General features: G+C 73.3%; 12 protein-coding genes. 8 read left to right on the top strand and 4 right to left on the bottom strand.

The genetic code is table 11. The features are described from left to right. Nucleotides 1-49 precede the first annotated feature (49 nt). Nucleotides 50-787 (bottom strand): helix-turn-helix transcriptional regulator, encoded by a 738-nt coding sequence (locus tag ACN20G_RS19325; protein ID WP_424214048.1) that lies wholly within the window; start codon nucleotides 785-787, stop codon nucleotides 50-52. A 418-nt stretch (nucleotides 788-1,205) separates the two neighbouring features. Here ACN20G_RS19325 and ACN20G_RS19320 point away from each other — a divergent pair, with 418 nt between their 5' ends. From ACN20G_RS19320 to ACN20G_RS19300, 5 genes are all read left to right on the top strand, one after another. Further along, a complete protein-coding gene (locus ACN20G_RS19320; protein WP_424215582.1) occupies nucleotides 1,206-1,805 on the top strand; it encodes an ATP-dependent Clp protease proteolytic subunit in 600 nt (199 codons plus the stop codon). A gap of 283 nt (nucleotides 1,806-2,088) precedes the next feature. Further along, complete coding sequence (locus ACN20G_RS19315; RefSeq protein WP_424214047.1) at nucleotides 2,089-2,718, top strand: ATP-dependent Clp protease proteolytic subunit; 630 nt, start codon at nucleotides 2,089-2,091, stop codon at nucleotides 2,716-2,718. Between the two features lie 6 nt (nucleotides 2,719-2,724). Further along, the gene (locus ACN20G_RS19310; RefSeq protein ID WP_424214046.1) at nucleotides 2,725-3,543 is read left to right on the top strand and encodes a thioesterase II family protein; all 819 of its coding nucleotides are present in this window, start codon (nucleotides 2,725-2,727) and stop codon (nucleotides 3,541-3,543) included. 50 nt (nucleotides 3,544-3,593) lie between these two features. Beyond that, on the top strand, nucleotides 3,594-4,538 hold the full coding sequence (locus ACN20G_RS19305) for a hypothetical protein (protein WP_424214045.1): 945 nt from the start codon (nucleotides 3,594-3,596) through the stop codon (nucleotides 4,536-4,538). A 253-nt stretch (nucleotides 4,539-4,791) separates the two neighbouring features. Further along, the gene (locus tag ACN20G_RS19300; protein ID WP_424214044.1) at nucleotides 4,792-6,861 is read left to right on the top strand and encodes a PIG-L family deacetylase; all 2,070 of its coding nucleotides are present in this window, start codon (nucleotides 4,792-4,794) and stop codon (nucleotides 6,859-6,861) included. 63 nt (nucleotides 6,862-6,924) lie between these two features. Here the strand turns inward: ACN20G_RS19300 and glnA are convergent, their stop codons facing one another. Continuing rightward, a complete protein-coding gene (glnA, locus tag ACN20G_RS19295) occupies nucleotides 6,925-8,286 on the bottom strand; it encodes a type I glutamate--ammonia ligase (RefSeq protein WP_424214043.1) in 1,362 nt (453 codons plus the stop codon). Between the two features lie 149 nt (nucleotides 8,287-8,435). Here glnA and ACN20G_RS19290 point away from each other — a divergent pair, with 149 nt between their 5' ends. The 3 genes from ACN20G_RS19290 to ACN20G_RS19280 all read left to right on the top strand — a co-directional run bounded on the left by ACN20G_RS19290 (nucleotide 8,436) and on the right by ACN20G_RS19280 (nucleotide 10,398). Continuing rightward, complete coding sequence (locus tag ACN20G_RS19290; protein ID WP_424214042.1) at nucleotides 8,436-8,855, top strand: hypothetical protein; 420 nt, start codon at nucleotides 8,436-8,438, stop codon at nucleotides 8,853-8,855. A gap of 71 nt (nucleotides 8,856-8,926) precedes the next feature. Next, entirely contained in the window at nucleotides 8,927-9,586 is a 660-nt protein-coding gene (locus ACN20G_RS19285) for a DUF3105 domain-containing protein (RefSeq protein WP_424214041.1), read from the top strand. Between the two features lie 83 nt (nucleotides 9,587-9,669). Further along, a complete protein-coding gene (locus tag ACN20G_RS19280) occupies nucleotides 9,670-10,398 on the top strand; it encodes a DUF305 domain-containing protein (RefSeq protein ID WP_424215581.1) in 729 nt (242 codons plus the stop codon). Between the two features lie 110 nt (nucleotides 10,399-10,508). Here the strand turns inward: ACN20G_RS19280 and ACN20G_RS19275 are convergent, their stop codons facing one another. Beyond that, a complete protein-coding gene (locus tag ACN20G_RS19275) occupies nucleotides 10,509-11,408 on the bottom strand; it encodes an alpha/beta fold hydrolase (RefSeq protein WP_424214040.1) in 900 nt (299 codons plus the stop codon). Further along, nucleotides 11,405-12,088, bottom strand: a complete 684-nt coding sequence (locus ACN20G_RS19270) for a DUF998 domain-containing protein (protein WP_424214039.1) — start codon at nucleotides 12,086-12,088, stop codon at nucleotides 11,405-11,407. Before ACN20G_RS19270 ends, ACN20G_RS19275 begins: the two co-directional genes overlap by 4 nt. Between the last annotated feature and the right edge of the window lie 49 nt (nucleotides 12,089-12,137).

Genomic DNA, 12,137 nt, shown 5'->3' with positions numbered 1-12,137 from the left:
CGCGGGTCGGTCCCTCGGGGCGTGGCGGATTCGGGGCGTCACGGTTCGGTCAGGCCGCGAGGTGCTGTTCCGCGGCGAGCGGGGTGTGCACGATCAGACGGACCGTGCCGTCGTCGTCCTCGTGGGTCAGTTCGACCATGCGGACGGCGACGATTCCCTGCTCGGGGTGGCGCATCCGGTGGACTCCGGTGAGGGGTCCGCTGACCCGGTGTTCGTCCCACCACTCACGGAAGTGGGGGCTGCGCTGCGCCAACTCCCGGATCATCGGGCCGGTTTGGGGACAGCCTCGCCAATCCGTCAACTCGGCGCGGAATCGGGCCACCAGATGGCGGGCCGATGCCTCCCAGTCGACGAAGCGGTGGTGGGCCGTGTCGGAGGTCAGCATCCACACGAGGAGGTTGCGTTCGCTCTCGGGGAGCTGCCCGAAGTCCGTGAGCCACTGCGGGACTGCACGATTCCAGCCAATGACGCGGCCGGCGTGGTCGCAGAGGTAGGCCGGATACGGGTACATGCCCTCGGCCAGCACCTCCAGGTGGCGGCGCACCCCGTCGACCCGGGCGGCGGATGCGGAAGGGCCGCGCTCGCAGGACAGCTCCAGCAGGTAGGTCCGTTCGAACTCGGTCAGTCCGAGCACTCCGGCCAGCCCGTCCAGCACCTCCGGGGACGGCGACACGTCGCGTCCCTGTTCGAGGTACGTGTACCAGGTGGGGCTCACTCCGGCGAGGACGGCGACCTCTTCCCGGCGGAGCCCCGGCGTGCGTCTGCGGACTCCTCCGGGGAGTCCCACCTCGCACGGCAAGATGCTTTCACGCCTTTTCCTCAGAAAATGCGCGCGTTCCAGCCGTCGATGTTCACCGATTGTCACGTTCCACCCCCGTGCGAACAGTGCTCAATGATCGATCGATCTAACCACAGCGGCTTTCGGGGCGACGGTCCGAACCGGCGGTTCCGGAAGCGGGGGGCGCCGTGCGCTCTCAGCGAACGATTTGCACCCCGGCTGTACCACCGGGGTGATCGTGCTACGGTCCGACGAGTGAAGATCGGGACGTGTCACCGCAGTTGACATCCGATCGGAACGCCGAACCGGAAGCAGAGAAACACACGGAAATGCACGGTGGCGTCTGCCGCCGGTGGATCCACATGGGGGTTCAGTGACTCGTCAGGATGACTACCAGGCGGCGGAAATCGGACACATCGCGCCGCAGATGAACAATGCCCCCGGGCCCGCGTGGGGAATGGGCGACCAGGTATTCAGCAGCCTCCTGGCGCACCGCATCGTATTTCTCGGCCAGGCCGTCGACGACGAAATCGCCAACCGGATCACCGCGCAGCTTCTCATGCTCGCGGCCCAGTCCGAAGAGGACATCTACCTGTACATCAACTCGCCCGGCGGCTCCGTGACCGCCGGCATGGCGGTGTACGACACGATGCAGATCATCAAGAACGACGTGGTCACCATCGCCATGGGCTTCTGCGCCTCGATGGGCCAGTTCCTGCTCACCGCCGGCGCCCCCGGCAAGCGCTTCGCCCTGCCGCACGCCAAGATCCTGATGCACCAGCCGTCCGCCGGCTTCTCCGGCTCGGCCAGCGACATCCGCATCTACGTGCAGCACCTCCTGAAGACGAAGAAGGAGATGGCGGAGCTCATCGCCGAGCACTCCGGCAACGACGTCGAGCGGATCACGAAGGACTCGGACCGCGACTACTGGTTCTCCGCGCAGGAGGCCAAGGACTACGGCCTGATCGACGACGTCATCACCGCCACCCCGAACATGCCGGGCGGCGGCGGCCTCGCGGCCCGCTGACCCACCGCACCGCCCGACCAGCCCGACCCGACACACGACGCCACACGACGACGCGCCACGCGCGGCCCGGCGTGACCCCGTACCGGCCGCGCCCGGCGGACCGGGACCCCCAGCGGGTCCCGCCGCCGGCGCGGCCGGGGGCATAAGCACGCGCCGTCCACCGGCACCCCGCCCCGCCGCCCGCCCCCCGCGTCGTCCCGCCGTCCCCGAATCGACCGTCACCGTCGACGGAGCCGCCAGAGCCGAGCCCGTCGCGACACAGCAGCCCAGCACGGAGGCCGCCATGTTCCCGCACAACTCCGCGCCCCAGGCGCGATACGTCGTCCCCCGCTTCGTCGAGCGCACCTCGCAGGGCGTCCGGGAGTTCGACCCCTACGCCAAGCTCTTCGAGGAGCGCATCATCTTCCTCGGCGCGCAGATCGACGACACCTCGGCCAGCGACGTGATGGCGCAGCTCCTGTGCCTGGAGTCCGCCGACCCCGACCGCGACATCTCGATCTACATCAACTCGCCCGGCGGCTCGATCACCTCGCTGCTCGCCATCTACGACACGATGCAGTTCGTGAAGCCCGACATCCAGACCGTCTGCATCGGGCAGGCCACCTCGGCCGCGTCCGTGGTCCTCGCCGCCGGCACCAAGGGCAAGCGCATCGCCCTGCCCAACTCCCGCGTCCTGATGCACGCCCCGGCCAGCCCCGGCCAGCAGGGCCAGGTCTCCGACCTGGAGATCCAGGCCCTGGAGATCGAGCGGATCCGGGAGCGGATCGAGGACATCATGGCCACGCACACCGGCCAGGACAAGGCCCGCATCCGCGAGGACCTGGACCGCGACAAGATCCTCACCGCCCAGGGCGCCCTGGAGTACGGGATCGTGGACCAGGTGGTCATGCCCCGCGGCAAGAACGGGTTCTGAGCCGACATGTCGACCCTCCCTCGCCCGGGCGCCTGGTTCCGTCGGTTCTCGGCCCCGCCCGAGGGCGGGACGACACTGCTGTGCTTCCCCCACGCCGGCGGCGCCGCCGCCACCTACTTCCCGTACGCGCGGCTGCTCGCCCCGACCGCGGGCGTGTACGGCGTGCAGTACCCGGGCCGGCACGACCGGGGGCACGAGCCCCTCGTGGACGACCTGACGGAACTGGCCGACCTGATCACGACCGCCGTCCGCGCCGAACCCTCCCTCGCGGGACCGGCCGGCGGCCGGCTCGTGCTGTTCGGCCACAGCATGGGGGCGCTCGTCGCGTACGAGGTGGCCCGCCGGCTGGAGGCCGCGCCCGGACCCGGGCCCCGGCCCGCCCGGCTGATCGTCTCCGGGGCCCGCGCCCCCGACCTGCCCCGCCTGGGCCCGCCCGTGCACGGCCTGCCCGACGAGGCGCTGATCACGCACCTGCAACGCCTCGACGGCACCTCCGCCGAGGTCCTCGCGGACTCCGAGCTGGTCCGCATGGTCCTGCCGACGCTGCGCGCCGACTACAAGGCCGTCGAGTCCTACCGGGGCCCGGCGCCGACCGCCGGCGGGGCCCTGACCTGCCCGATCTCGGTGTTCACCGGCACCGAGGACCCGCACGTGGACACGGCGGGCGCCGCACGCTGGGCCGAGTTCGCGCCCGGCGCGTCCGCGGCGCCCGCGTTCGACCTCGAACCGTTCCCGGGCGGCCACTTCTTCGTCAACGCCCGTCGCGAGGCCGTCGCTGACGCCCTGAGCACCCGCCTGGCGGGGGTCGGGGCACTCGGCACCTGAGGGTGCCGCGCGCGGGCCGCGAAGGGGCACCGCTCCACGGGGGATCCACCATGTCCACACACCGACCGCCACTCACTCAGGCGCCGCCCGCCGCCCGCCCCGCGCGGGTCCCGCACGGGCCGCTCGCCCTGCTCGCCCTGGCCATGGCCCTGTCCGGCCTCGTCGCGGCGATCGGGCTGCTCGTCGACGACCGGACCCTGGGCGGGGAGCCGATCTGGCTCAAACCGCTGAAGTTCGCCGTCTCCCTCGGCGTGTACGGGGCCACGCTGGCCTGGCTGCACGGGCACCTCACCCGGGGCCGGCGGGCCGGCTGGTGGGCCGGGACGGTGGTCGCCGGGGCCTCGGCGGCGGAGATGGCCCTGATCCTCGTGCAGGTCGTGCGCGGACAGCGCAGCCACTTCAACCAGACCACCCCCTTCGACGCGGCCGTGTACGCGGTGATGGGCGCGACCGTGGCCGTGCTGTGGCTGGGCTCCCTCGTCGTCGCCGTGCTGCTGTTCCGCCAACCCCTGCCGGACCGGGCCACGACCTGGGCGATCCGGCTCGGCGCGGGCATCTCCGTGGTGGGGCTCGCGCTGGGCTTCCTGATGAGCCAGCCGACCGCCGAGCAGCTCGGCGCGGGCGCGACCGGCATCATCGGCGCGCACACCGTCGGCGCGCCGGACGGCGGCCCCGGGCTGCCGGTCACGGGCTGGGCTCGGACCGCCGGGGACCTGCGGGTCGGGCACTTCGTGGGGATGCACGCGCTCCAGGTGCTGCCGGCGGCCGCCTTCGGGCTGTCCCGGGTGCGGCGGCTGCGGCCGGAGACGCGTGCGCGGCTGGTGTGGGTGCTGGCCGGCGGGTACGCGGGACTGGTGCTCACGGTGACCGTGCAGGCACTGCGCGGGCGGGCCCTGGTGGACCCGGACGGGGTCACCCTGGCGCTCGCGGCGACGGTGGCGGCGGCCTGCGCGTGCGCGACGCTCGCGGCACTGACCCGACGCCCGGGAACGTGACGGCGGTCACGGCCGAAAGTCCTGTGACCCTCCCCACAAAACGCCCCTCTTGAGGGGCGTTTGTCACGTTTCGCCCACTTCCGTGCCCCAAGAGCCCACTCCCGCACCGGTGTTCACTCGTACGGTCCGAATCGGACAGAGAGCGGATGATCCGACAAAAAAGGGCCGTGCGGGTGAACCAAGCCCGACGTTCCCGCATCTTCCTCTGCGCTCCATCACCCAGCCAGACCCCTGCACGATGAAGGCGTCAGAGATGCTCCCTGCCCACCGCATCCGCATCGCGGCCGCGCTCACCGTCGTCGCCACCGCGACCGGCGGCGTCCTCGCACTCGCCTACGGCAACGACACCTCCGCGGCCCACGTCCCCGCCGGCTCCGCCGCCTCCGCCGCCGCGGCCACCCGCGCGAGCGTCACGGCGGGCTCCGTCGTGCAGATCGTGGCCCACCCCGACGACGACCTGTACTTCATGAACCCGGACCTCTCGCAGTCGCTGCGGGCCGGGCTCCGCGTCACCACCACCTACCTCACCTCCGGCGAGGCCGACGGCCGCAACGAGGCGCACAGCGCCCAGCTGAAGGACCCCGTCCGCCCCGCCGACCGGCCCGCCTACGCCGAGGCCCGCCAGAACGGCATCCGCTCCGCGTACGCCCTGATGGCCACCGGCGACCGCACCAGCCCCTGGCGCCGCGAGACCGCGCCCACCGCCGGCGGCGGCACCGCCGAGGTCGACGTGCTGGTGGCCGAGCCCCGTGTGAACCTGGTCTGGATGCAGCTGCGCGAGTCCCGCTCCATATCCGGCGACGCGCCGGTGAGCCTGCCCGCGCTGTGGAACGGACGCACCCCCACCCTGCCGACCCTCCTCACCTCCGGCACCCCGGTCACCAAGCCCTCGGCGTACACCCGTGACCAGCTCGTCGACGCGATAGCCGGCGTGCTGCGCCGCTACCAGCCCACCACCGTCCGCACCCAGGACCCCAGCCCGGGCATGAACGGCCGCACGAAGAAGTTCATCGACCACCAGGACCACATCTACGGCGCCCGCTTCGCCCAGGCCGCCCTCGCCCGCTACGCGCAGGTCAAGGACCGGCCCCACTTCACGGTCCAGAGTTACGTCGGCTACCTCAACAGCTACCTGCCGCCCACCCTGCCCGCGCAGACCGCCGCCACGAAACTCAACGTGATGAAGTCCTACGCCTGGTCCGACCGCCAGGACTGGTGCAAGAGCCCGGCCGGCTGCGGGGACCGCAAGGTCGCCGCCCGCCCCCAGGGCAACCACTGGACCCAGGCCATGCGCTACGCCCGCGCCGACACCACCTCCTGGCTGGTCGAGGGCGCGCCCGACCACCTGACCGCCTTCACCCCCGTCGACGGACAGGTCGGCGTGTGGCGCCGGCCCGGCCCGAACGCCCCCTGGTCCGGCCCCACCCTGCTGCCCGGCACCGGCATGGACGCAGGCGTCACCGCCCTGCGCCTGCCCGACCGTCGCATCGCGGTCCTCGGCACCCGCACCGACCTCGGCACCCGGGGCACCGACTACCGGCGCGAGGTCGTCCTCTCCGTGCAGAACGCCCCCGACGGGGCGTTCGGCCCGTGGACCTCGCTGGGCACCCCCGAGACCAGCGACGCCTGGACCTCCGCGATCAGCGCCCCCACCGCCCTCGTCGACGACTCCGGCCGCCTCACCGTCGTGCTCCGCGACTCGGCCCGCACCCTGCGCGCCCGCGCCCAACTGCCCACCGGCGGCTGGGGTCCCTGGCAGCGGCTGGGCGGCGCGAACCTCCAGGGCGACCCGATCGCGGCCCACGACGCCCGGGGCCACGGCATCGTCTTCTCGGCGACCCCGCGCGGCATCGCGATCTGGACCCGCCCGAACGCGAACGCCCCCCTGAAGGACACCGGCCCCAACGCCCTCCCCGCCCCCACCGGCCCCCTGACGGCCGTCCCGGAGACCGACGGCGTCCGCCTGTACTTCCGCCAGGCCGGAGCCGGCACCGTCCGCACCACCCTGGTCCGCGCCGACGGCCCCCGCCCGACCCTGACCCGCCCCGCCGACCTCGGCGGCCAAGGCGGCTACGGCGCCGTCGCGGCCACCGGCACCACCCTCACGGGCCGCGCCGGCACCCCCACGGTCGCCACCGCCCCGGCCGGCGGCGCCGGCGCCTGGACCGAGTCCCCCCTCCTCTACACGGGCGCCCCCGCCGCGACCACCCAGGCCGACGGCACGACCACGACCACGGTCCTCGGCCTGGACGCCACCCTCCACACCCTCACCACCCCCACCCCCACCTGGCACCAGGCAGTCCCCAACAGCCCCCTCCCCTGAGCGACCGACACGACGCGCGGGCCCCCGGTCGAAGACCGGGGGCCCGCGCGCACGACGTGTCGGTTACAGGACCGGGAGGTTCTTGCGGAGTTCGAAGGCCGTTACCTCCGAGCGGTATTCCTCCCATTCCTGCTTCTTGTTGCGCAGGAAGAAGTCGAAGACGTGTTCGCCCAGGGTTTCCGCGACGAGTTCGCTGCGTTCCATCAGGGCGATGGCCTCGCCCAGGTTCTGGGGGAGGGGTTCGATGCCCATCGCACGGCGTTCCGCGTCGGAGAGGGCCCAGACGTCGTCGTCCGCGCCGGCGGGGAGTTCGTAGCCCTCCTCGATGCCCTTGAGGCCGGCGGCCAGGAGGACCGCGTACGTCAGGTAGGGGTTGGCGCCCGAGTCGATCGAGCGGACCTCCACGCGGGCCGAACCCGTCTTGCCCGGCTTGTACATGGGGACGCGGATCAGGGCCGAGCGGTTGTTGTGGCCCCAGCAGATGTACGAGGGGGCCTCGCCGCCGGAGCCGGCGGTGCGGGCCGAGCCGCCCCAGATGCGCTTGTACGAGTTGACCCACTGGTTGGTGACCGCCGAGGTCTCCGCCGCGTGCCGCAGCAGGCCCGCGATGAAGCTGCGGCCGACCTTCGACAGCTGGTACTCGGCGCCCGACTCGTAGAACGCGTTGCGGTCGCCCTCGAAGAGGGAGAGGTGGGTGTGCATGCCCGAGCCGGGGTACTCCGAGAACGGCTTGGGCATGAACGTGGCCTGCACGCCCTGTTCCAGCGCGACCTGCTTCATCACCAGGCGGAAGGTCATGATGTTGTCGGCCGTCGACAGCGCGTCCGCGTACCGCAGGTCGATCTCCTGCTGGCCCGGGGCGCCCTCGTGGTGGCTGAACTCCACCGAGATGCCCATCGACTCCAGCATGGTGATGGCCTGCCGACGGAAGTCCATGCCCACGTTCTGCGGGGTGTGGTCGAAGTAGCCGGAGTTGTCCGCGGGGACGGGCCGGGTGCCGTCGAGGGGCTTGTCCTTGAGCAGGAAGAACTCGATCTCGGGGTGGGTGTAGAAGGTGAACCCCAGGTCGGAGGTCTTGGCGAGGATCCGCTTGAGGACGTAGCGGGGGTCGGCGTAGGAGGGGGAGCCGTCCGGCATGAGGATGTCGCAGAACATCCGCGCGGTGCCCGGGGCCTCGGCACGCCACGGCAGTATCTGGAAGGTCCCCGGGTCCGGCTTGGCGATCATGTCCGATTCGTAGACCCGCGCGAAGCCCTCGATGGCCGAGCCGTCGAAGCCGATGCCCTCGTCAAATGCCTGTTCGAGTTCGGCCGGGGCGACCGCCACCGACTTGAGGAAGCCCAGCACGTCCGTGAACCACAGGCGCACGAAGCGGATGTCACGTTCCTCAAGCGTCCGGAGGACGAATTCCTGCTGCTTGTCCATGCCCTCATCCTCGCAGTTCAGCGGCCTGGGTGGGACCGGCCTCGCGCTCAGTGTCGCGGGCGCCGGTTTCCGCCACATTACGCACCCGCCACGACTGCCGGCACCCCGCACTGACCGTGCGGGCGTCATGAGCATTACCATCTGCGCCCATGGGGGGTAGGCCGTACACGCGCGGGGCGCGTCGCGGGCGCCCGGTGGCGCTCGCCTGCGCCGTCGTGGCGTTGTTCGCGGCGCTGCTGCTGTGCGCCCGGCCCGGCACGACCCCCGGCGTCGGGCCCGCCCTCGGCGCCGGTGCGGCGCCGTTCGCGGCCGGCCCGATCACGACCCTCCACGGGGGCCACGACGCCGGGCGGGGGCGCGCCGCGTTCCTCTGCCCGGACGGCGGCGCCGGCTGTTCGCCGCTGGCGCACGTGACGGCCGGGGTGCTGCCCGCTCCCCCGCCCGGCGGGGTCCTGGGGCCCGCGCCCGCGGTGCGGCTCGTGCCGGCCGCGGCGCCCCGCCCGCCGAGCCCCGCGCGCCCTCGCGCGCGCGGTCCCGATCTGCACGTCCTTCAGGTGCTGCGGTCCTGAGCCGACCGGTGCACGCGCGTACCCGTACGACTCCACCCCACCCCCCATCAGCAGAAGGACCAGGCACCGACATGGGCACCAAGACCTCCCGTTCCCCCGAGCCGCACTCGCGTCAGGCGCGCATAGCCGAGATGCGCAAGGCCGAGAAGACTCGCGACCGGCGCAACAAGTTCATCGCGATCGGCGCGTCCGTCGCGATCGTGGCCGGCCTCGTGGGCTTCGGCACGTACGTGCTGCTGAAGGCCGACGAGAAGGCCGAGCAGAAGGCCGAGCAGGCGAAGGCGCCGATCGGGGAGGAGAAGACGTGGGACGCGGCGAAGCTGGGCCGCAACCACGTCGAGACGCAGGTGAAGTACGAGATGAAGCCGCCGGTGGGCGGTGACCACAACCCGCGGTGGATGAACTGCTCGGGCGACGTGTACACGGCCCCGATCCCCGAGGTGAACGCGGTGCACTCGCTGGAGCACGGCGCGGTCTGGATCACCTACAACGCGAAGGCCCCGAAGGCGGACGTGGAGAAGCTCGCCGAGAAGGTGAAGAAGACCCAGTACACGCTGATGAGCCCGGTCGAGGACCAGGCCGGGACGATCATGCTGTCGGCGTGGGGCAAGCAGGTGACCGTGAAGGACGCCTCCGACCCGCGCGTGGACCAGTTCTTCTCGAAGTACGTCCAGGGCCCGCAGACCCCCGAGCCGGGCGCGGCGTGCACGGGCGGGGTCTCCTCCCAGTGACCGGGCGACGACCCGAGGCGGACACCGGGCCCGACGCCGTCGAAGAACCGGACGCCGTCGACGGGCCCCGGCGGCGCGGGGGCGTGCGCGTGTACGTGGCGGCGCTGGCCGCGGTGGCGGTCGCGGCGGTGTTCGCGACGGGCGCCACGGTCGTGGCCGCCGGGCGCGGGGACTCCGCGCCCGGGCCGGCCGCCGCCGAGGCCCGGGGCGGGCCGGGCACGCCCGCGACCTCCCCGGATCCGGCGTCCCCGGACGCCGGGTTCGCGCGGGACATGTCCGTCCACCACCAGCAGGCGGTGGAGATGTCGTTCGTGGTGCGCGACCGCACCGGGGACGAGGACGTGCGCCGGCTGGCGTACGACATCGCCAACACGCAGGCCAACCAGCGCGGCATGATGCTGGGCTGGCTGGACCTGTGGGGCCTGCCGAAGGTGGCGCCGGCGCTGCCGCCCATGAGCTGGATGCACGAGGGCGGCTCCGGCGGCGAGGACGCGGCCGGGACGGCCGGGATGCCGGGGATGCCCGGGATGGACCACGGCGGGGCCGTGACCAAGCCGGGCGCGTTGATGCCGGGCATGGCCACGAAGGAGGAGATCGCGAGGCTGGGCACCCTGTCGGGCCGGGAGGCCGAGGTGTTCTGGCTGCGGTTGATGACCGAGCACCACAAGGGCGGGGTCGCGATGGCCGAGGGCTGTGCGCGGCTGTGCGAGGTGCCGACGCAGCGGAAGCTGGCGCAGGGCATGGTGGACGCGCAGCGTTCGGAGATCGCGCTGATGGCCGACATGCTCCGGGCCCGGGGCGCGACCCCGTGACCTGAGGCCCGTCCCCACGCCGCCCGTGCGCCCCCGCCGGCCCCGTGCCCCCTGTCGAGACGACGGGGGTGCGGGGCCGGCCCGCGTCCGGGCCTGGCGTGTCGGGCGCGTCAGCCCCGGGCCTGGCGGATCGCGTGCGCGACCTGCCGGGGCCGGTCGGCCTGGACGAGGTGTCCGGCCGGGGTCGCGACCTCGAAGCGGGCGCCGAGCAGGTCCGCGAGGTGGGCCTGGAGCCCGAGCCAGTCGAGTTCCCGCCGCCGGCCCGAGCCGTCGTACGCGCCGAGCACGGTGGTGGGCGCGGTCAGCGGGTGGGTCTCGCGGAGCCGGGCGAGTTCGGCGAGGGTCTCGGGGTAGCGGGCGTTGGCCAGGAGGGTTCCGGTCCAGACCCGGCCGGTGCCGTAGCAGCGGCGGACGGCCGCGCGGGGCGCGGTGTCCACGCCGTCGACGCGGGCGGCGCGGACCCCCGCGCGGCGCAGCGCGGGTCCGAGGAGCAGGGGCAGGGCTAGGGCGGTGAGGCCGGCGCCGGCGGCGCGGGCCAGTGCCGTGCGCAGGGCGGGCGGGGTGCGCGGGGCCGGGGGTTCGGCCTCGACGCTGGAGTCCACGAGGACGAGCGCGGCGGTGCGGGCGGGGTGCCGGCGGGCGAAGCCCTCGGCGTGCGGGCCGGCCAGCGAGTGGCCGACGACGGTGGCGGGGCCGGCGGCGCGGGGGCCCAGCGCGTCGAGGACCCCGGCGATCCGGTCGGCCTCCCCGGCGAGCGTGGGCGGGGCGGTGACGGGGCCGCTGCGGCCGTGGCCGGGCCGGTCGAAGCGGACGACGGTGTGGTCGGGGGCGAGGAGGGCGGCGACGGGGTCCCAGTCGAACCAGCCGAGGCCGAGGCCGGCGGAGAGCACGACCACGGGCCCGGTGCCCTCGACGAGCACGTGCAGCGGGCTGCCGTCCACGCGCAGGAAGCCCTCGAAGTCCGCCGTCGCGTCGCGCACGCTCGTCCCCCGCTCGGGCCCGTCCGTCACAGCCGGCGCTCCTTCCACACCGACCAGGCCAGCAGGCCGAGCCAGACGGCGACGAACAGCACCTGGAGCCGCTGCCCGGCGCCGAGGGCCCACGTGCCGCGGCCGGCGGTGAACAGGGCGATGGAGGTCAGCGTCCACACGGTCGCGAGCAGTTCGAAGGCCACGAGGACGGGGCCGTAGCGGGCCAGCGGGGCGTGCCGGGTGTAGCGGCGGGCGGCGATGGTGAGGGCCACGATGCCGACGAGGGCCCCGCACATGGCGACGCTGCTGCTGATGGCGTGCGCCTGGTGGGTGGCGGGCACCAGCCCGGCGGTCTCGCGGGCCGCGCACTCGGGGTCCACGGTGGGCTTGCAGCTGAGCGGCAGCCAGGCGTCGGAGGCGGTGCCCGCGCCGAACAGGGTGACCCCGGCCCAGCCGAGCAGCGCCCACACGCGGCGTTCCCCGCGCCGCAGGACGGTGACCAGGGCGAGGAGCCCGCCCACGAAGGCGAGTAGGCCGGCGACGAAGTCGGTGGCCCGGAACAGCCCGCCGAGGGGCTGGTCCTGGGCGGCGAGTTCGCTGACGTAGGTGTCGATGGGATTGAGCCCGGTGGACAGCACCACTTCGAGCACCCAGGCGGTGTAGGCCGCGGCGCTCAGGCCGAGGAGCGCGGCGATCCTGCGCGTACCGTGTGTGGACATAGTGTGATTGATCCTAGATCGGGAGTGGGGGGTGCACGGGGTCCGGGGA

The sequence above is a fragment of the Streptomyces dryopteridis genome, from assembly GCF_049606955.1.
In the GTDB taxonomy this organism is placed as follows: Bacteria; Actinomycetota; Actinomycetes; order Streptomycetales; family Streptomycetaceae; genus Streptomyces.
This window is presented reverse-complemented; position numbering and strand designations above follow the sequence as displayed.